The 19,846-nt window shown below is 64.9% G+C and carries 21 protein-coding genes; 7 read left to right on the top strand and 14 right to left on the bottom strand.

From position 1 onward, the window contains the following. Nucleotides 1-170: 170 nt before the first annotated feature. The 5 genes from S58_RS06545 to S58_RS06525 form a co-directional block, all read right to left on the bottom strand. Nucleotides 171-986 (bottom strand): ABC transporter permease, encoded by an 816-nt coding sequence (locus S58_RS06545; protein ID WP_015664470.1) that lies wholly within the window; start codon nt 984-986, stop codon nt 171-173. After that, on the bottom strand, nt 986-1,900 hold the full coding sequence (locus S58_RS06540) for an ABC transporter permease (RefSeq protein ID WP_015664469.1): 915 nt from the start codon (nt 1,898-1,900) through the stop codon (nt 986-988). The genes S58_RS06545 and S58_RS06540 overlap by 1 nt, the downstream gene beginning before the upstream one ends. Next, nucleotides 1,897-3,066, bottom strand: a complete 1,170-nt coding sequence (locus S58_RS06535) for an ABC transporter ATP-binding protein (RefSeq protein WP_015664468.1) — start codon at nt 3,064-3,066, stop codon at nt 1,897-1,899. The genes S58_RS06540 and S58_RS06535 overlap by 4 nt, the downstream gene beginning before the upstream one ends. Nucleotides 3,067-3,117: 51 nt before the next feature. Continuing rightward, nucleotides 3,118-4,668 carry a glycerol-3-phosphate dehydrogenase gene (locus S58_RS06530; protein ID WP_015664467.1) on the bottom strand — a complete coding sequence of 517 codons (1,551 nt, stop codon included), beginning with the start codon at nt 4,666-4,668 and terminating at the stop codon, nt 3,118-3,120. Between the two features lie 131 nt (nt 4,669-4,799). Continuing rightward, nucleotides 4,800-7,505 (bottom strand): sensor domain-containing protein, encoded by a 2,706-nt coding sequence (locus S58_RS06525; RefSeq protein ID WP_015664466.1) that lies wholly within the window; start codon nt 7,503-7,505, stop codon nt 4,800-4,802. 210 nt (nt 7,506-7,715) lie between these two features. On the opposite strand from S58_RS06525, the gene S58_RS06520 reads away from it, so the two are divergent. Then, the gene (locus S58_RS06520; protein ID WP_015664465.1) at nt 7,716-8,819 is read left to right on the top strand and encodes an NAD(P)/FAD-dependent oxidoreductase; all 1,104 of its coding nucleotides are present in this window, start codon (nt 7,716-7,718) and stop codon (nt 8,817-8,819) included. A 152-nt stretch (nt 8,820-8,971) separates the two neighbouring features. Here S58_RS06520 and S58_RS06515 read toward each other — a convergent pair whose 3' ends face one another. Further along, nucleotides 8,972-9,157, bottom strand: a complete 186-nt coding sequence (locus S58_RS06515) for a YdcH family protein (protein WP_015664464.1) — start codon at nt 9,155-9,157, stop codon at nt 8,972-8,974. A 290-nt stretch (nt 9,158-9,447) separates the two neighbouring features. Here S58_RS06515 and S58_RS06510 point away from each other — a divergent pair, with 290 nt between their 5' ends. Continuing rightward, on the top strand, nt 9,448-9,654 hold the full coding sequence (locus S58_RS06510; protein WP_015664463.1) for a YdcH family protein: 207 nt from the start codon (nt 9,448-9,450) through the stop codon (nt 9,652-9,654). On the opposite strand, the gene S58_RS37290 is transcribed toward S58_RS06510, so the two are convergent. Next, nucleotides 9,627-9,812, bottom strand: coding sequence for a hypothetical protein (locus S58_RS37290; protein WP_144058256.1), 186 nt, complete (start codon nt 9,810-9,812; stop codon nt 9,627-9,629). The two genes, S58_RS06510 and S58_RS37290, sit on opposite strands and share 28 nt — an antisense overlap. Here S58_RS37290 and S58_RS06505 point away from each other — a divergent pair. Both S58_RS06505 and S58_RS06500 read left to right on the top strand, forming a co-directional pair. Further along, nucleotides 9,811-10,023, top strand: a complete 213-nt coding sequence (locus S58_RS06505; RefSeq protein ID WP_015664462.1) for a hypothetical protein — start codon at nt 9,811-9,813, stop codon at nt 10,021-10,023. The two genes, S58_RS37290 and S58_RS06505, sit on opposite strands and share 2 nt — an antisense overlap. Nucleotides 10,024-10,103: 80 nt before the next feature. Further along, nucleotides 10,104-10,355 (top strand): hypothetical protein, encoded by a 252-nt coding sequence (locus S58_RS06500; protein ID WP_042340595.1) that lies wholly within the window; start codon nt 10,104-10,106, stop codon nt 10,353-10,355. A 57-nt stretch (nt 10,356-10,412) separates the two neighbouring features. On the opposite strand, the gene S58_RS06495 is transcribed toward S58_RS06500, so the two are convergent. Next, the gene (locus tag S58_RS06495) at nt 10,413-11,069 is read right to left on the bottom strand and encodes a GGDEF domain-containing protein (protein ID WP_042340594.1); all 657 of its coding nucleotides are present in this window, start codon (nt 11,067-11,069) and stop codon (nt 10,413-10,415) included. A 163-nt stretch (nt 11,070-11,232) separates the two neighbouring features. On the opposite strand from S58_RS06495, the gene purE reads away from it, so the two are divergent. The 3 genes from purE to rpsU all read left to right on the top strand — a co-directional run bounded on the left by purE (nt 11,233) and on the right by rpsU (nt 13,297). Next, on the top strand, nt 11,233-11,721 hold the full coding sequence (gene purE / locus S58_RS06490) for a 5-(carboxyamino)imidazole ribonucleotide mutase (protein WP_015664458.1): 489 nt from the start codon (nt 11,233-11,235) through the stop codon (nt 11,719-11,721). Then, entirely contained in the window at nt 11,718-12,827 is a 1,110-nt protein-coding gene (locus S58_RS06485; RefSeq protein ID WP_015664457.1) for a 5-(carboxyamino)imidazole ribonucleotide synthase, read from the top strand. The genes purE and S58_RS06485 overlap by 4 nt, the downstream gene beginning before the upstream one ends. Before the next feature lie 167 nt (nt 12,828-12,994). Beyond that, nucleotides 12,995-13,297 (top strand): 30S ribosomal protein S21, encoded by a 303-nt coding sequence (rpsU, locus tag S58_RS06480; protein WP_009028248.1) that lies wholly within the window; start codon nt 12,995-12,997, stop codon nt 13,295-13,297. Nucleotides 13,298-13,503: 206 nt separating this feature from the next. Here rpsU and S58_RS06475 read toward each other — a convergent pair whose 3' ends face one another. From S58_RS06475 to S58_RS06450, 6 genes are all read right to left on the bottom strand, one after another. After that, complete coding sequence (locus S58_RS06475) at nt 13,504-14,427, bottom strand: hypothetical protein (protein ID WP_015664456.1); 924 nt, start codon at nt 14,425-14,427, stop codon at nt 13,504-13,506. Between the two features lie 237 nt (nt 14,428-14,664). Further along, the gene (locus S58_RS06470; protein ID WP_015664455.1) at nt 14,665-14,949 is read right to left on the bottom strand and encodes a cupin domain-containing protein; all 285 of its coding nucleotides are present in this window, start codon (nt 14,947-14,949) and stop codon (nt 14,665-14,667) included. A 15-nt stretch (nt 14,950-14,964) separates the two neighbouring features. Continuing rightward, nucleotides 14,965-16,062, bottom strand: coding sequence for a calcium:proton antiporter (locus S58_RS06465; protein WP_015664454.1), 1,098 nt, complete (start codon nt 16,060-16,062; stop codon nt 14,965-14,967). Nucleotides 16,063-16,176: 114 nt separating this feature from the next. Then, a complete protein-coding gene (locus S58_RS06460) occupies nt 16,177-17,511 on the bottom strand; it encodes a sodium:proton antiporter (protein ID WP_015664453.1) in 1,335 nt (444 codons plus the stop codon). Between the two features lie 100 nt (nt 17,512-17,611). Beyond that, a complete protein-coding gene (locus S58_RS06455) occupies nt 17,612-18,412 on the bottom strand; it encodes an alpha/beta hydrolase (protein ID WP_015664452.1) in 801 nt (266 codons plus the stop codon). Nucleotides 18,413-18,430: 18 nt separating this feature from the next. After that, nucleotides 18,431-19,828 carry an NAD(P)(+) transhydrogenase (Re/Si-specific) subunit beta gene (locus S58_RS06450; RefSeq protein WP_015664451.1) on the bottom strand — a complete coding sequence of 466 codons (1,398 nt, stop codon included), beginning with the start codon at nt 19,826-19,828 and terminating at the stop codon, nt 18,431-18,433. Nucleotides 19,829-19,846 lie beyond the last annotated feature (18 nt).

Here is a 19,846-nt window from a genome sequence, read left to right as displayed (position 1 = left end):
TACTGGTTCGCCCGGTCAAGCCGGGCGATGACAGCTGTGATGGGCGACCAGACGAACCACCATCGTCATTGCGAGCGAAGCGACGTGTCCGCCGTAGCTCCAAGAGCGAAGGCGGAAGCAATCCAGAGTCCCGCGACGACTTTGGATTGCTGCGCTTGCAATGACGGCTCTTACAGCGGGGCAGCGCTTTCGCCGCGGTCGCTCGACAGCTTCGACGCCAGCGATGCGACAACGATCACCACCGCGATCAGCCCAATCACCAGCGTGCAGATCGCGTTGATCTCCGGCTTGACCCCGAGCCGGACCTCGGAATAGATCCGGATCGGCAGGGTCGCCGAGCCGGGCCCCGTGGTGAAGCTCGCGATGACGAGATCGTCGAGCGACAGGGTGAAGGCCAGCATCCAGCCTGCGACGACTGCGGGCGCGATCAGCGGCAGGGTCACCATCACGAAGGCGCGCAACGGATCGCAGCCGAGATCCATCGCGGCTTCCTCCAGGCTTCGGTCCAGCGAAACCAGGCGCGACTGCACGACCACGGCGACGAAGCACATCGTCAGGGTGGTGTGCGCAATCGTCACCGTCCAGAAGCCGCGCTCGGCATCGAACGCCACAAACAGCAACAGCAGCGACAGGCCCGTGATCACCTCGGGCATCACCAGCGGCGCATACAGCATGCCGGAGAACAGCATGCGGCCGCGAAAGCCGTGCCCGCGCGACAGCGCCACGGCAGCGAGCGTCCCCAGCACCGTCGCGACCGTCGCCGAGGTCGCGCCGACGCGCAGGCTCATCCACGCTGCATCGATCATCGCACGGTCGTTGAAGAACTCCTGATACCAGCGCAACGACCAGCCGCCCCACACCGTCACCAGCCGTGAGGCGTTGAACGAGTAGATCACCAGGATCAGGATCGGCAGATACAGGAACGCGAGCCCTAGCGTCAGCGAGGCGACGTTGAACCGGGACAGGCGAGACGCTTTCGCAGCCATTACCTGCCCTCCTCCAGCTGCCGGCGCTGCAGGCGGTCATAGAGCAGCAGCGGCAGCAGCAGCACGACCAGCAGCACCACGGCGAGGCTCGAGGCCACCGGCCAGTCCTTGTTGGTGAAGAACTCCAGCCACAGGGTCTGGCCGATCATCAGCGATTTGGAGCCGGCGAGGAGATCGGGAATGACGAACTCGCCAACGATCGGGATGAAACACAGCAGGCAGCCAGCGCCGACACCGGGCAGCGAGAGCGGAAACGTCACCAGCCAGAAGGTCTCGCGCGGCGAGGCGCCGAGATCGGCGGCGGCCTCTTCGAGCGCGGGCTCCAGCTTCGTCAGCGTCGCAAACAGCGGCAGGATCATGAACGGCAGATAGGAATAGACGATGCCGACATACATCGCGCTGTCGGTCGACAGCCATACCACCGGCGTGGACACCAGATGCAGCGCGAGCAGGATCTGGTTCAGGAGCCCGTCATGCTGCAGGATATTGACCCAGGCATAGATGCGGATCAGGAACGAGGTCCAGAACGGCACGATGACCAGCATCATCGCGATGCCCTGCCATCCCCTCGGCAGCCGCGCCATGCCGTAGGCAATGGGATAGCCGATCAGGAGCAGGATCGCCGTCGACGTCGCAGCAACGATGACGCTGCGCAGATAGGATGCGAGATACAGATCGTCCGACAGCAGCAGGCGGAAATTATCCAGCGACAACGCGCCGAACGCATCCCAAAGCGCCGCAAAGCCATCTGATAGCGAGAACACCGGCGTATAGGGCGGCTGTGCGATCGCGGTCTGCGACAGGCTGATCTTCACGACGAAGGCGAACGGCACCAGGAAGAACAGCACCATCCAGACATACGGCGCGATCGCCGCGAAGCGGGCCGGTCGCGAGAAGATGCGGCGCGCGCTCATCGCTCCAGCACCACGCAATCATCGGGCGTGAACCAGGCCACCACGCGCTGGTTGAGCCCATAGCCGTCGGCGTCGAGCCGCGCGGTGTTGGCCTGCGCCGCGTGAATGACGGCCCCGCCATCGAGCTTGATCTTGTATACGGTCTTGCCGCCGAGATAGCTCGCGTCGGTGATGGCGCCTGCGACGCAATTGATCGCAGCATCGGCCGCCGGCCGGCGGAGCGCGAGGCGGATCTTCTCGGGACGGATCGCGACCGCGACCTTGCTCTCGCTGGTCGGAGCAACGGGCTGGGCCGCGACGAGCTCGCCAACGTTGGCGGTCGTGACCCGAAGCCGGTACGGCTCCCGCGCAGTCACCTCGCCCTCGAACAGATTGATGTCGCCGACGAACTCCGCCACCCAGCGCGACGCCGGCTCTTCATACAGTCGGCGCGGCGCCGCGACCTGCTCGAGCCGTCCGGCATTCATCACGCCGATCCGGCTCGCCACCGTCATGGCCTCGTCCTGGTCGTGGGTCACGATGATGAAGGTCATGCCGAGCTTGCGCTGCAGCTGCATCAGCTCAAGCTGCGTGCTCTCGCGCAGCTTCTTGTCGAGCGCGGCCATCGGTTCGTCGAGCAGCAGCACCTGCGGCCGGCGCGCCAGCGAGCGCGCCAGCGCCACGCGCTGCTTCTGACCGCCTGACAGCTGATCGGGCTTGCGCTTCTCGAGGCCTTCGAGCCGCACCAGAGCGACCATCTCCGCGACGCGCGTGGCGATCTCGGCGCGCGGCATGCCAGCGCGCCTCAGGCCGAAGGCGATGTTGTCGCGCACGTTCAGATGCGGGAACAGCGCGTAGTTCTGGAACATCATGTTGACGGGCCGCTCATGCGGCAGCACCTGCGCGATGTCTTCTCCCGACAGCAGGATGCGGCCGTCATCCGGCGTCTCGAAGCCGGCCAGCATGCGCAGCAAGGTGGTCTTGCCGCAGCCGCTGGGCCCGAGCAGCGCGAAGAACTCGCCCGCGCGAATGTCGAGCGAGACGCCATCGACGGCGCGGAAACTGCCGAAGCTCTTGACGACGTTCTCGATTCGCAGGAGCGGCGGTTGCGCATCGGGACGCGGCTCTGGCGGCGGCGATGGCGCCGGCTCGGCGGCAGGCTCTGGGGTCGCGATGTCGTCAGCCATGTCCCGATCAAATCACCCTGCCTGACCAAAACGGCCCGGCCGGTGGGCAAGCTAGCCGCCGATCGACTGCAGCTCAACCGCACGAGCCGGACTATCCCCGTCCCCTTCGCGCGCGAGCAAGATGCCCCGATCGCCGGTTGCCGTCGCCATGAAGGCGGCCAGGGCATCGCGCTCGGCAGCAGGGAGGGTCAGGCCAAGCTTGGTCCGCCGCCACAGCACGTCCTCAGGAAACCGTGCCCATTCCCTGGTCATGAGATAGCGGACTTCCGCCTCCGTCAGCTGCGGCCCGAATGCCGCGCCGAGGTCGGCCCGGCTGTTGGCATCACCGAGAATCTCCGCCAGCCGGGTGCCGTAGGCGCCGGTCAGACGCCGTGCCTCGGCTTCGCTCAGGAAGCGCCAGCGCTCCCTTGCGTCATCGATCAGATCCTCGAACCGCTCCCATGCGAAGTCGCCCCCCGGAAGCGGCGCTTTCGCCGTCCAGCGCGGCGACATCGGATAGAATTTTGCGAGTCCGGAAACCGCCTGCTCCGCCCGGCGGCGGGCCGTCGTGACGTCACCGCCGCACATGGTCAAGAGCGGTGCCTTGGCGCGCCCGGCATCGAGGCTCATGACCGTTTCCAGCCGCTCGCCATCGGTGCCGCGCAGCAGCATCATGTTGGCGCCGGAGACGGTGCGGACCACGTCGGCAGGCTGGATGTCCGACCGGAAGTAGCGGGTCGCAGCCTTGCAGAGATAGGCCACGTCGGCCGCCGGCATCGCGACAACCGCCGGATCGCCCTTGAAGCCATGGGCGACGGTGCCGATCAGCGTGAAGTCACGCTCGTAAGGCTGCGCGAAGATCAACCGTCCGTCCGAATTCTGGAACACGTAGACGGCGTCGGCATCGAACAGGCGCGGCACCACGATCTGGCTGACCTGCCGGGCGGTCACGCGCGGCGCCGGCTGACGCAACACGGTCTCCGCGGTCGAGACGCTCCAGGCTCCCGTGGCATTGGCGAGTGCGCGTGAGGTGACGATGCGGCGATGGCCGCGGTCGATGATCGCGAGCCGCCAGATGCGATCGCGATCGGCGCGCACGCACCGGGCGCCGGTACGGATCGCAGCCCCCCGTTCGGCCGCATCGAGCGCCGTCAGCACGACCAGGCGGGAATCATCGACGACGCAGTCCGAATATTCGAACGCCGTTCCGATCGGACGTTTCAAGGCGTCGCCGACTGGATGATGCGTGACGTCGAGCGTCGTCGCGGCAGGCAGACGGTTGTGGCTCGCAAGACGGTCATAGAGCCATAGCCCGGCGCGCAGCTGCCATTGCGGACGCTCATTGGCGTGAGCGGGAACCGCAAAGCGGGTCGGCCGCACCACATGCGGAGCGATGCTGAGCCACACGTCACGCTCGGCCAGCGCATTGCGCACGCGCAAGAAGCTCCGGCGCTCCAACGCGGCAAGATCACCATGCACCAGCCGGGACGTCGCCGACGAAGCGGCACCGCCGAGATCGCCCTGCTCGATCAGGATGACGCGCAGGCCGCGGCCGGCCGCGTCACGCGCCAGGCTGACGCCGTTCAGACCACCGCCGATGATTGCAAGATCGTAGTCCGCCATACGCAACGTCTTCGAGCGTGTCAGGACGTGCGATCGTAGACTCGCGTCGATGATTCTCGTAGCGGCTCAGCCTGCAGGGAAGCGGATAAATTCGCGCTGTTGCGCGATAGCCTCTCGCCGCAATTGGACGGTCAACCCGTCTTGCGCACCGTCTCCACGACGTCGTCGTGAGCACGGCCGACCACGCCGTCATATTTGTCGATCGGCAGCGGCTTGCCGAGCAGGTAGCCCTGAACCGAGTCGCAGCCTTGTTCGGCGAGGAATCCGAGCTGCTCCTGCGTCTCCACACCTTCCGCCACGATCGACATGTTCATGCCATGGCCGAGACCGATGACCGCACGGATGATCGCCGCCGATTGCGGGTTGCGGCCGAGATTCATGACGAAGGCGCGGTCGATCTTGATCTTGTCGAACGGAAACGCCTGCAGATAGCTCAGTGACGAGTAGCCGCTGCCGAAATCGTCCATCGAGACGCGAACGCCGAGCGCCTTCAGCCGGCGGAGCAGCGCGACACCGCGATCGAAGTCTTCGATCAGCACGCCCTCGGTGATCTCGAGCTCGAGCCGGCCAGGCGCAAGCCCGGTCTCGAGCAGGATCGAATGGACCAGCGCGACGAGGTCGCCATGGACGAACTGGGCCGGAGACAGGTTGACCGCAACCTGCAGCGGCTTCGGCCAGGACGCGGCCTCACGGCAGGCCTCGCGCAGGATCCACTCGCCCATCTCGACGATCATCCCGCTCTCTTCGGCGAGCGGAATGAAGTCGCTCGGCGGCACGAAGCCGCGAACCGGATTGTGCCAGCGCGCCAGCGCCTCGAAGCCGATGATCTCGCTGGAGTCGACGGTGTGGCCCGAGCTCGCCTGCGGCTGGAAATACAGCGACAGCTCGCCATGCTTGATCGCGACCGAGAGCTCCTGGTGCAGCACGCGGCGGTCGCGGATCTGCTGGTCCATCTCGGGTTCGTAGAAGGTGATGCTGCCGCGTGACTTGGCCTTGGCGCGGAACAGGGCGGCGCCGGCATTGGCGAGCAGCGAAGCGGGGTCCGAGCCATTGTGCGGGAAGACCGAGATGCCCGTCGTCAGCGCGGTGCGGATCGACTTGCCGTCGATCTGGAAGTCCACCGCGATCGCCGCCGCCAGCTGTTCGGCCAGCGCCCTGCCCACTTCCGGTTGCTTGCCGTCGATGATCAGCCCGAACTCATCGCCCGAGAGACGCGCGACCACCCCGCCCCGGGCGACGGTCTGAACGCGGCGGGCAACCTCGATCAACAGCTTGTCGCCGATGGCGTGGCCGAAGACGTCGTTGACGTCCTTCAGGCCCTTGAGGTCGACGTTCAGGACCGCGAACTCCTCGTCGGTATCCGCGCAGGCCTCGATCATCTGGCTCAGGGCCTGCAGGAATGCGGCGCGGTTCGGCAGATCGGTCAGGCCGTCATGATAGGCCATGTGCGCCATCCGCGATTCGGTCTGGCGCCGGTCGGTCACGTCCTCATAGGTCTTGATCAGATATTGCGGCTCGCCGGTCTCGCCCAGCACCGTCGCCCGCCGGGTCAGGAACAGCCGCAGGCCGTCCTTGGTCGAGATCGGGTGCTCTTCGGTCAGGAGGCTGCGCTTCTTGATGGCGGCTTCGTCGCGGGCGATGATCAGCCTGGCCTCGCGCGGATTGAAGACATCGGCGGCGGTCAGGCCCATCGCGTCCTCGCGCTTGCGGTTGAGGATGATCTCGGCGCTGCGATTGGCGAGCAGATAGCGGCCGTTATCGACGCTCTCGACGATCAGCGAGACCGGGATGTTGTCGACGACGAGCTCGAGGAATTTCTTGGTGTTCTCCAGCTCACGGCTCAGCGACCGCCGCTCCGTGGCGTCGTCGAACAGGGCGATGAGGAATTGCGGTTCGTTCTTGTCGTTGCGTGCGACGACCCGGTGGGCGTCGAGGATGCGCTTCTCGTCGCCGCGTTGAACCACGAGTTCGCTGCAATAGGTGGTGCCGGGCGCCAGCATCGCTGCGCGGTCGGCAGCCGCGATATCGGCCGCCGTCTCGTCGCCGAACAGGTCGCTCGGACGCTTTCCGATGATCTGGTCCCGCGGCACCCGCGAGAACTGCTCGAACGCCCGGTTGGCGAAGATGTAGCGGCCATCGTCGATGTTCTTGGCGGCGACGCAGACCGGAACCTGGTCGACCACTGATTCCAGGAACTGCTTGGTCGAGGCGAGCTCGCGCTCCAGCCGGTGCTGCGCCGTACAGTCTTCGTGGATGCCGATCGATCCACCGGTTGGAAGACGGAACATCTGGGCGCGGACCACGCGTCCGCCGGGCAACTCGGTCAGGCAGCCGTCTGGCTGCCGCGCCTGGCGCGCATAGTCTTCGACCGTCAGATGGAGCAGGCCGCGCTGCCGGCGCAACTCGACGAGATCCCGGCCGGTGCAGCCGGGCGGAATATCTGCCCGGCTCATGCCGTAGATTTCGAGGAAGCGATGGTTGTAGAAGACGACGCGGTTGGCGGCGTCAGTCAGCATCAGCCCCTGGCTGAGATTGTTGAGGGCCGAGCTGATGAAGGCGTTCCGCCGCAGCTGCGCCCGCTTGGTGCGCCGCAATGCGGAATGGATCCAGATCAGGACCGAAGCCAGGAAGGCACAGACGACGATGCCCCCGATCAGCACCTTCCAGAGCACCTCGGGTTCGACGGCGCCCACATAGCTGAAGGGCGAGACATCGACAGAGGCGGCCCAGACGCGCGTCGACGCAGCCGCTCCCACGGCCATGGCGGCCATCGAGGCCGCAACGACACGCGCAGGAAACGCGTTTCTGCCGCTCGCCTGCCAATTCTTGCCAGCCATCAATCACCCGCGGTATTCGGATGGCATTGTCTGGCTTCACCTGTTGGGATCGGGTAAACGGCTTGCAGAAACTTCGAAAAAGACGAAGCAAATTCGGTCAATGACCTCCTATGATGAACGGATTGCTAAGCCGCGGCGTGCGGGGCCAAGGTTCCACCCACCAGGGATTGCAACAAGCAATGACTTCTCCGGATCGTCTCGGGACTACCCATGGATAGCGTCGATTGCGTCGTCGTCGGAGCCGGCGTCGTCGGACTTGCCGTAGCCCGCCAATTGGCCAAGGCAGGCCGGGAAGTCATCGTCCTCGAGGCGGCCGAGGGCATCGGCACGGTGACATCGTCTCGCAACAGCGAGGTGATCCATGCCGGCATCTACTATAAGGCCGGCAGCCTGATGGCCCGGTTCTGCGTGGCCGGCAAACGTCTATTATACCGCTATTGCGACGAGCATGGCGTGCCCTACCGCAACTGCGGCAAGCTGATCGTCGCCACCAATCCGGCCGAGACAGAGAAGCTGCAGGGCATCCGCGCCCATGCCGAGGCCAACGGCGTCGAAGGCATGCGACTGTTGTCGGGTTCCGAAGCCCGGACCATGGAGCCGGCGCTCGCCTGCGAGGCGGCCCTGCTGTCGCCCTCCACCGGCATCCTCGACAGCCATGCCTACATGCTGTCGCTGCGCGGCGAGATCGAGGACGCCGGCGGCGCCCTCGCCTTCCACACGCCGCTGTTGCGCGCCAAGGTCGCAGGTGGCGTGATCGAGGTCGAGACCGGCGGCGAACAGCCGATGACCCTGGCCTGCCGTCTGCTGGTCAACGCAGCCGGCCTGAACGCGCCCGACGTGGCCCGGCTGATCGACGGCATGCCGCCGTCGTTGGCGCCCACCCCTTATCTCGCCAAGGGTAACTACTTCAGCTGCAACGCCAGGGCGCCGTTCACGCGCCTGATCTACCCGGTACCGGAGCCCGGCGGTCTCGGCGTCCATCTGACGCTCGACATGGCGGGCCAGGCACGGTTCGGTCCCGATGTCGAATGGATCGATACGATCGACTACGCCGTCGATCCCGCGCGCGCCGAGCGCTTCTATCCGGCGATCCGCAAATACTGGCCGGCGCTGCCGGACGGCGCGCTGATGCCGAGCTATTCCGGCATCCGGCCGAAGATCGTACCGCCTGCCGTGGCGTCGCAGGACTTCGTCGTCCAGGGCCCGCGCGATCACGGCGTGGACGGGCTGATCAACCTGTTTGGAATCGAATCGCCGGGATTGACGTCATCGCTGGCGATCGCGGCTCATGTCGGCGAACTCACCGAGAGCTGACGAATAACGACAATCGAAATCAGATAGCGCGGCGGACTGGCGCGTAAGCTCGATCACGATTTGCATCAAATTGCGCCTGGGATGGAGCGATCACCATCCCAGCGCGCGCGAACTTGCGGTCAGATGTTGCGTGGATTGTTGTCAGTCACAGATCAGTGAATTGTTTCGGTGGTGACCTGTCTCAGGCGCTCGATCTCATCCTTCACCATCAATTTACGTCGCTTCAGCTCAGCAATTCTCAGATCGTCCGTCGATGGATGCAGGAGCGCTTGGTGCAATTCGTTTTCAAGAACTTTGTGCTTACGCTCCAGTTCAACGAGATGCGCCTGAATGGCCATTCGAAACCTCCTCGGTAGGTGAACCTGAGATTCGACCAGGACCAACGAGTGTACACAAGTCGCTTGACCTGTCGATGGGGCCAAAAGACCGCACATACAAATTTGAGCGCCGTGTGTAACGAAGCGTGAGCAGATGCGGACGAATCTAAAGCTGACGCCAACCCGAAATTCACGGGACAGCTGCAGAGATCATGTTGTTCACGACTTGCGCATCAGCTTCGCAAGCGCAATATTTGCGCCCGCCTTTGCAAGGCTTTCCACTTCCTTCCGCTTTTTTGCTATCATAGATCATGGCTGAACAAGACGAGCGCGAACTGCAGGCCGAACTCGCGCGCCTGCAGCAGGAGCACCGCGACCTCGACGCGGCGATTGACGCTTTGCATCAATCGCCCGCGCCCGATTTGTTGCGGCTGCAACGGCTGAAGAAGCGAAAGCTCCTGCTCCGCGATCGGATCGCGTTCATCGAAGATCAGATTACTCCCGACATCATCGCCTGACGAAGCGTCAGCACTTTTGACCCTTGAGCGCTCTTGGCCTTTTCGGTGCGGATCGCCCCGTGAACGCTTGGCGTACGAGGCGTATTGACAATCTGGAACAAAACAGGAACAATTAAACCATTCGCGCGCCCTCCGACGGCAACAAGGATGGATCTCATGCCCGCCTCCTTCTCCCCACAAGACCGACTCTACGAACAGGCCTGCGATCAGGCCATCGCAATGTGCGACGGCAATCTGCGCTCGACCATCAAGGCGCTGATCATGGCGAATGAATATCTCGAACTCGAGCTGCTGGAGCTGCGCGTCGCGATCTCCTGCGGCTGCATGCCGAACACTGCCTCGGACGACGCGCAGAGCAATGCGGCTTGAGCACGCCGCCCTCTGAGGCCCTCCAGACGATCACGACTGCACTTGCCCGGAGTCTCGACAAGGACGAGGAGGAGCGTGCAATGCCTGATATCACCTACTACGTCGCAATGCCGTTCAGGCGAGACGATGCAGGCATGTTGGTTGCAGGAGCGGCCGAGGAATGCCAGAGCTCGTCGGCGGCGCTCCGTCGGGCGGAGGCAATGTCGCGCCTGCCGGACAACATCGGGGCCGTCGCCTTCAGCCGCAGCGGCGATCCGTTGATGGGGGAATTCAACGACGCGCGGCTGCTGCACACATTCGGCGAGTTGCCCGACGATCTCGGCGAGCTGTGACACGCCCTGCCGGCGAACGGCATGTAGCTGGCGGAGACTTCGAGAGCCCCCTGCCGGTCAGGCACGGACCTCGTGCCGACGCTGCGCCTTGCGGATGTACATCGCACGGTCGGCCTCCTCCAGCGCGCGCACCGGATTGACGCGCTTGTCCAGCAGGGCCACTCCGGCTGATGCGCCTGCACGGACGGTCTGATCACCGAAGGTGAAGCTCAGCCTGTCGATCGCTTCCTCCAGCTCGGCCGCCTTGGCGCGCGCATCGGACTCGCTGAGGTGCCACAGCAGCACGCCGAACTCATCGCCACCAAGCCGGCCGATCACGTCGGAGGAACGGACCTGCTCACTGAGGATGCGTGCGACGGCCTTCAGGACCTCGTCACCCGCTGCATGGCCGAACGTATCGTTGATCGGCTTCAGACGATCGACATCGAGCACGACCAGGGCACCGGTGGCGTCATAGCGCTTGATGAAAGCGATCGAGCGGTGGAGCTCGCGAGCGAAGCCGCGGCGATTGAAGATGTCGAGCAGGAAATCGCGCTCGGCGGAGGCCGTCAGCTCCTCGATGCGAGCCCGCGCCACGACGAGCTCAGTCCTGAGCCGTCGGATGGTCTGCCGGGCGCCTGCCGGTCCGGAGCCGGGACCCGGCGATCGTACCCCCGGCAAGGCCTTTCGGCGGTAGCGGGTTCCGCGCCTGCCGGCTGGTCCCAGCTTCTTCATCCGCTTCTTTTTCATCGGATCCCTTGCCGCACCGAGGTTTGGACTTGCCGGGTTTAACCAAGACAGGATAGTCCATTCAGACCTCCATGCCATGGCTTGCCGCTGTCGGGACCGATCCTATACTCCGGCCCATGCTGATGGATTCCCGAGAAGAATTGAGTTCATGACCGCCCCGATCGCCATCATCATGGGAAGCCAGTCGGACTGGGATACCATGCGCCATGCCGCCGATACACTCGGTGCACTTGGCGTGAGCTACGACGCCCGGATCGTGTCGGCACACCGCACCCCTGATCGGCTGTTTGCATTTGCGAAGGGCGCCAAGGCGGCCGGCTTCAAGGTCGTGATCGCCGGCGCGGGCGGCGCAGCGCACCTGCCGGGCATGACGGCGTCGCTGACGGAGCTGCCCGTGTTCGGCGTTCCCGTTGAATCCAAGGCGCTGTCCGGGGTCGACTCCCTCTATTCCATCGTCCAGATGCCGGCCGGAATTCCGGTCGGAACACTCGCCATCGGCAAGTCGGGCGCGATCAATGCGGCGCTGCTGGCGGCAAGCGTACTGGCGCTGTCGGATCCCGCGCTGGCTGACCGCCTTTCGGCCTGGCGCCAGGCGCAGACCAATGCGATCGCCGAACGTCCGGAGGGCGCGGCGTGACCGGGTCCAATCGGGTGAAGCTGAAGCCCGGCGACACCATCGGCATCCTGGGCGGCGGCCAGCTCGGCCGCATGCTGGCCCTTGCCGCGGCGCGGCTCGGACTGCGCTGCCAGGTGTTCTCACCAGACCCGGACTCCCCCGCCTTCGACGTGGTCCTCAACGCCACCTGCGCTGAATATGCCGACGTCGAAGCACTGGAGCTGTTCGCAAACGACGTCGACGTCGTCACCTATGAGTTCGAGAACGTGCCCTCGGCCGCCGCCATGGTGCTGGCGGCACGGCGCCCGGTGCTGCCGAGCCGCTCTGCGCTGGAGACGACGCAGGATCGGCTGACCGAGAAGGATTTCGTCACCTCTCTCGGCATCCGGACCGCTGACTATGCCGACGTGTCCTCGCTGGCCGCTTTGCGCGAAGCGGCCTTTCTGATCGGCCAGCCGGCCGTGCTGAAGACGCGGCGGTTCGGCTATGACGGCAAGGGCCAGGTCAAGATCCACCAGGGCGACGACCTCGAGCGGGTCTGGGCCGAGCTCGGCACCAAATCGGCAATTCTCGAGGCCTTCGTTCCGTTCGAGCGCGAGATTTCGGTGGTTGCGGCACGGGCCGCCGATGGACAGGTCGAGTGCTTCGACGTCACCGAGAACGAGCATCGCGATCACATTCTGAAGGTGTCGCGCGCGCCGGCGGCCATTCCGGATGCGCTCGCCGAAGAAGCCAGGGACATCGCGAGCCGGATCGCGACCGCGCTCGATTATGTCGGCGTGCTGGCCGTGGAAATGTTCGTCGTATCAAACGGGCGCGCGCCCGGCGTGCTGGTCAACGAGATCGCACCCCGGGTGCACAATTCCGGTCACTGGACCCTCGATGGCGCCTCGATCTCGCAGTTCGAGCAACACATCCGGGCGATCGCCGGCTGGCCGCTGGGCAAGCCGCTACGCCACGGGCATGTCACGATGACCAATCTGATTGGCGACGAGATCGACAGCTATGAGCAATGGCTCACGGTTCCCGGCGCAACCGTGCACCTTTATGGCAAGGGCGCTGCTCGCCCGGGCCGCAAAATGGGGCACGTCACCCAGGTCTCGCCACTCCCTCCCAAGCAGGGCTGAAATAAACCGCTTCCACCTCGTGAAACTTGCCGTTAAGAGCCCGTCAGCGGGTGGACAGGGGCGGGCTTGTCTGATACACGGGCGCCCTCAAGGTTAAGGGCGAGGCCATTTGCCGGCCCTTTGCTTCAGCCGAATTCAAACCGATAGACTGAGAAAGAGGATGCCGCGTGCAGGTTCTCGTTCGCGATAACAATGTCGATCAAGCCCTCAAGGCGCTCAAGAAGAAGATGCAGCGCGAGGGCATTTTCCGCGAGATGAAGCTCCGCGGCCATTACGAGAAGCCCTCCGAGAAGAAAGCCCGCGAGAAGGCCGAAGCCGTGCGCCGTGCGCGCAAGCTGGCCCGCAAGAAGCTGCAGCGTGAAGGCCTGCTGCCGATGAAGCCGAAGCCGGTGTTCGGCGCCGGCGCAGGTGGTGATCGTGGCGCCGGTCGTGGTCCGGGCGCAGGTCCCCGTCCGGGCGCGCCGCGCTGATCGGCACAGATCAATCCGACGATTTCTGAAAGCGCGGGCCCCTTGGGGCTCGCGTTTTTGTTTTGGTGCTTTTTTTTGGCGCTGCTTTGATCAGCCGGCTGCCGATCCCGGGCGATCAGCCAATTTCAGGCGATCAAACGAAAAGCGGCGGACCAACCGGTCCGCCGCTTCGATAGATCGTAGCACCTGATCTGGTCGGACCGGCGTTACTTCGGCAGCACCGAGTGGAACACCGACTTGGCCGCGGACATCATGTCCTGTGCCACGCTGGACATCTGGTCCTTGATCGACGGATCCCTCTCGGCGCGCAGGTCGAGCGGACGCAACTGGCGCGCAGGAATCTCGGCTGGCGGCGTGGGACGGCCATCAGGCTGCAGTGATCCCGTGTAGGACGGGTTCGCACCGGACGAACCAGGCGCAATCGAACCAGGCGCAGTCGAAGCGGCGACGCTCTGATCGGCTTGAGGCGTGGACACGGTGATCGGCGGCGGCAGCGGACGCACGGGAGTGACCTGCGGGGCCACCGTTACGATACGCGGCGTGTCACGACCGGCATCGCCAGACGGCTTCTCGGCAGCTGGCTTCTCGCCCCTGCCCTCGCTGGCGCGCAACCTTTCGATCGCAGCTCGCGCCAGATCGGCGGCGTCGCGGCGGTCTTCCTGCTGGGCTGCCGGCGCGTCGGCCGGCGCACCGCGCGCAATCAGCTTCTCGCGCGGCGAGACCGGATGCCGCGCCGTTTCGGCCGGCAGGCTCGCGGTCTCCGTCGGCTTCACCTCGACCGCCTTTTCGGCCGCCTTGTCCGCCAGCGACTTCTCCGACATGCCCTTTGCCTTGATTCCCGGGGCGGGAACATTCGAAACCTCGGCAGAGGTTTCAGCCGGCTTCGCGTCGGCCTTGGCCTCCAGCTTGGCGCCGTCGGCCCCCTTGTCGAGGGATTTGGGAGTGTCGGCCTTGGTATCGGACTTGGAGCCGGTCAGCTTGGCATAGGCAGCCGACGCGATCGAGGCCACGGTCGATGGCGGCGCGTCGGGCTTGGTATTGATGTAGTGATTGACGATGTACGCCCCGATGATGGTGGCGACCACCGAGGGGACGATCTCCATGGCGAACTTGGTGAGATATTTCAGCATGCTGACCACTCCCGCGCGGTATTTGCGGGAACTTTGAGGCACAATTAAGGGACCATTCCCCACCTTCCGAAGCGCGCAGCCCAGCAGCGACACGGGGAGCGAACGCCGGAAAGTCGTTTTCCTGAAACCCTTTGAGACCGAAGCCGTGCCGCAGTCCGAGACCACGCGGGCACTGCCACAGCTTTCGGATCGCCGGCTCGAGATACCACAATCAGCGGCATCCCGGTAAAGAATTGGTTACGGCTTCAGTTCAACTTCCAGGAAGACGATCTCAGATCCGGTTTCGTTAAGCACGTCGTGCTCCACCCCCGCCTTGCGGAAGTAGGATTTCCCTACCGCGAGCTGCGCCTTCGAGCGCTCGCCTGAGGGCGCCACGATCGTCATCTCGCCCGCGGTGACTGGCACGATCACGTAATCCATCTCATGAATGTGGCGACCCGTGGCACTGCCGGGCGCCAGCCGCCACTCCGTGACGCGGACCTCGGGCGTATCGACCTGGACATCGGATTGGGCGCTGAGCATGGGGATCTCTTGGAATCAGGGCACGAAGAGCAGGAACAGGAATATCGCGAATACGACCATGTGTACCAGCCCGAACAGGATGTTCGTCCGTCCGGTGCCGAAGGTCAGCATGCTCAGGACGAAGGTCAGGACCAGCAGCACCGTCCCCTGCGCGTCCAGCCCAAGGACGAGCTGCTTGTCGAGCACATAGGCGGCGACCGCCACTGCCGGGATGGTCATCCCGATGGTCGCGAGCGAGGAGCCCAGCGCGAGATTGATGCTCTTCTGCAGGTCGTTGGCGCGGGCTGCCGAGAGGGCGGCGACACTCTCCGGCAGCAGGATCAGCAGCGCCACGAGCACGCCTGCGACCGCCGGCGGCGCGCCTGTTGCCGCAACGCCGGCATCGACCACCAGCGAGAACTTCTTGGCGAGCAGCACCACCGCCAGCAGCGCGAGCAGCAGGAGCCCGACACTGAGCGCCATCTTGGCGGGCGGAAGCCGGACATCGTCATCGCTGAACCCGGCAGCGGCGCCGACGAAATAATCGCGATGGCGGGTGGTCTGGGTGTACAGGAACACGGCGTAGAGCAGGATCGTGACGACGCTGACGAAGCCGAGTTGCACGGCCGAATAGACCGGACCGGGCGAAGTCAGCGTATAATTCGGCAACACCAGCGTGATGGTCGCCATCGTGAACAGCACGCTCAGATACAAATTGGCCCCGGAGACCAGGACATCCTGCTCGCGGTAGCGCAGGCCGCCGATGAAGATACAGATACCGACCAGGCCGTTGCAGACGATCATCACGACCGCGAACACCGTGTCGCGTGCCAGCGCCGGAGCCGCCTTGTCGCCGAGCATGATGGTGGCGATCAGCGCCACCTCGATGACCGTCACGGCCAAGGTGAGGAGCAGCGTGCCGAACGGCTCGCCGATCTCGTGCGCGATGACCTCGGCGTGATGAACGGCCGCAAACACCGTGCCGAACAGGATCACCAGCAGCACCGCGGCGAAGACCAGGCCGGAGGCGGAAGGCGTGAAGTCATAATGCGTCGCCGTCACGATCGCGACCAGCGCGACCGCCAGGCCCGGGAAGATCACCGATGATGCCGGCGTCGCGCCCTTCACGCTCATGGTCCGTCGCCCCTTCTGTTCTGGCCGACTATGCGCGACGACGAGCCGATCGTCACCCCGACACGTTCATAGCAGCTCGGACCCGCCGGTCTCCAGATCCGATTCTGGCGGGCTTCAACTGGAGCTGAACAGTGGATGGATCGGCAGCACGGTCAACAGCACGAACAGCGGGATCAGGACGGCAGCGGCCCGCAGCATGTAGCCGAAGAAGCTCGGCATCTTGATGCCGCGCTCATTGGCGATTGCTGCGACCATGAAGTTCGGCGCGTTTCCGATGTAGGTCAGCGCGCCCATGTAGACTGCGCCCATCGAGATCGCCGCCAGCGTGCCCGACAATTCGCCCATCAGCACTTTGGGATCCCCGCCGGCGAGCTCGAAGAACAGCAGGTAGGTCGGGGCGTTGTCGAGAAATGCCGACATCAATCCCGTGGACCAGAAATAGGCGACTTCGCGCGGCGCACCGGTCGGCGTCGTCACGGCATTCAGCAGCCAGCCGAACGAGCCGCTGTGGCCCGCATTCAGCATGGCGATGACCGGCACGATCGCGGTGAAGATCGCGGCGAACAGCTTCGCGACCTCGCGGATCGGCTCCCAATTGAAGCCATTGGCCTCGCGGTGTTCGTCGGGCGTGAGCCAGAGCGACAGGCCGGCAATCACGACGAGGATGCCATCACGGACGAGGTTCTGCAGCTCGACATGCGTCCCGACGACCTCGAAGGAGATGCCCGGCTTCCAGACAGCCGAGACCATGATGTCGGCGACGATGGCCGCGATGAGGACGACGTTGACCAGCCCGCGGACACGAACCGGCTCCTTCTTCTCGGGAGCCTTTGAAGCCGGCTCCGTGCGAAAGCGCCACGCGTCGATTGCGGCAAAGACGACGAGCAGCAGCCCGGCCACGATCATGGTCTGCAACCAGATGTTCCGCATCGTCCAGAAAAAGTCGACCCCGCGCAGGAAGCCGACGAACAGCGGCGGATCACCCAGCGGACTCAGCGCGCCGCCGACATTGGCGACGAGGATGATGAAGAAGATCAGCACATGCACATTGTGCGGCCGCGCCAGATTGGCGCGGATCAGCGGACGCACCAGGATCATCGCGGCGCCCGTGGTGCCGACGACGCTCGCGATGATCGTGCCGAGCGCCAGGATGGCGGTGTTGGTCACAGGCGTGCCCCTGATGTCGCCGGTCACCAGGATCCCGCCGGCGACGGTATAGAGCGCGAACAGCAGCACGATGAAGCTGAGATATTCGGCGAGCAGCGCATGAATGAAAGACGCGAGCGCAGCTCCGAGCCCAGCCCGCCAGGTCAGCGCCGCCAGGGTCACCAGGGCCCATGCCGCGGCGATCTTCCCGTAATGATGGTGCCAGAAGCCGGCAAACAGCAGCGGGCCGAGCGCGATCGACAGCAGCAATCCCGCAAACGGCAGCGCGAACGGCCAGGTCATCGCAGCACCGTCGAGCCCGGTGGCGGCGTGCGCTCGAAGCGGCAGACATGCAAGGACGGCGACAGCCGCGAGCAGAGCCGGCCACCGCGCCTCACGGGCGCTACGGGCCGTCGATGAAACTCTTTGCGGTCGCGGTCGCACCAAAAAGATCCAGGTCATTATGTCCGCCGTCGGGAAACCGTACGAAGCGCTTGGGGTCATGCGCAAGCGCGAACAATCGTTCCCCGAACCGGATCGAAATCGCCGGATCCTTCTCGCCATGCATGATCAGAAGCGGGACACGGATGTTGGCGATACGCTGATCGGAATGGAAGCGGTCGAGCATCAGCAGGCTGACCGGAACGACCTTGAGCATCTCGGAAGCGACGTCCACGGTGGACGTATACGGCGCCTCGAGGATCAACCTGGCGATCGGATGCTCCGCCGCGATCGCCGTGGCAACGCCGCTGCCGAGGGAGAAGCCCCAGGCCACGATCCGTGCCGGCTCGTAGCGCTCGGTCGTGAACGCATAGGCGGCCGCGGCGTCCTGAAGCAGCCCATGCTCGCTCGGGCTGCCGCTGGAGCCCGCATAGCCTCGATACGACAGCGCCACGAGGCCTGTCCCGTCGGCCGTCAGCGCCTTGAAACGTGACACTACCCCGGCGAGGAAATCGCCATTGCCCGGGAAATACAGAACGACCTTGCGGCCGGGCTTCGCCGGCACGTGCCAGACGATGACCCTCTCACCGTCGGCCGACGTCAGCACATGCTCTTCGGCCTGCGCAAATCCCGCAGCGGCCGGCGCAATGCGGCCGACCGGCGGGATTGGAAACAGCATCGCGCGCTGGCGGACGAACAGAAACGCAAGCACGCTTGCGTAGATCGCGACGACGACGATCAGGAGCCATTTGAGAAAGGCCACGGCTCCCGACGTCGTCGGCTACATGCCCTTGACGATGTTCTCGGTCATCTTCTTGGCGTCGCCGAGCAGCATCATCGTGTTGTCGCGGTAGAACAGCGGATTATCGATGCCGGCATAACCGGAGGCGAGCGAGCGCTTGATGAACATCACGGTGCCGGCCTTCCAGACCTGCAGCACGGGCATGCCGTAGATCGGCGAGGTCTTGTCCTCCTCCGCCGCGGGGTTGGTGACGTCGTTGGCGCCGATGACGAACGCCACGTCGGCCTGGGCGAATTCCGAGTTGATGTCCTCGAGCTCGAACACCTCGTCATAGGGCACGTTGGCTTCGGCGAGCAGCACGTTCATGTGGCCCGGCATGCGGCCTGCAACCGGGTGAATGGCGTACTTCACCTCGACGCCTTCCTTCTTCAGCGTATCCGCCAATTCGCGCAGCGCGTGCTGCGCCTGAGCGACGGCCATGCCGTAGCCGGGCACGATGATGACCTTCGAGGCATTCTTCATGATGAAGGCCGCATCGTCGGCCGAGCCCAGCTTGGCCGGCTTCTGCTCACCCGTGCCGCCACCGGCCGCAGCCGTCTCGCCGCCGAAGCCGCCGAGGATGACCGAGATGAAGGACCGGTTCATCGCATGGCACATGATGTAGGACAGGATCGCGCCGGACGAGCCGACCAGCGCGCCGGTGATGATCAGCGCCGAATTGCCGAGCGTGAAGCCGATGCCCGCCGCGGCCCAGCCCGAATAGGAGTTCAGCATCGAGATCACGACCGGCATGTCGGCGCCGCCGATCGGGATGATCATCAGCACGCCGAGCGCCAGCGCCAGCAGCGTCACCATCAGGAAGTCGAAGCCGCCGCCCGTCATCACCAGGCGGACCACGAAGAAGACGAGCGCCACGGCGAGTGCGATGTTGATGATGTGACGGGCCGGCAGGATGATCGGCGCGCCGCTCATCCGCGCGGACAGCTTGAGGAAGGCGATGACCGAGCCGGTGAAGGTCAGCGCGCCGATGGCGACGCCGAGCGACATCTCGACCAGGCTCTGCGGATGGATGTTGCCGGGCGTGCCGATGTCGAAGGCTTCCGGCGCGAAGAACGCACCGGCGGCGACCAGCACCGCGGCCATGCCGACCAGCGAGTGGAAGGCGGCGACGAGCTCGGGCATCGACGTCATCGGCACCCGGCGCGCAATCACCGCACCGATGCCGCCGCCGATCGCAACGCCGAGGATCACGAGGATCCAGGCGATCGCATCCGCCGGCGGATGCCCGGCCAGGGTGGTGGCGACCGCGATCGCCATGCCGGCCATGCCGAAGAAATTGCCCTGGCGGCTGGAGGCCGGGCTCGACAGCCCGCGGAGAGACAGGATGAACAGCACACCTGCCACGAGATAAAGGAGTGCCGACAGATTGGCGTTCATTGCAGATGCCCCGTTGTG

Origin of the sequence: Bradyrhizobium oligotrophicum S58, assembly GCF_000344805.1 — a bacterium.
GTDB lineage: Bacteria > Pseudomonadota > Alphaproteobacteria > Rhizobiales > Xanthobacteraceae > Bradyrhizobium > Bradyrhizobium oligotrophicum.
The sequence above is the reverse complement of the archived record's forward strand: the minus strand, read 5'-3'. Positions and strand labels throughout refer to the sequence as shown.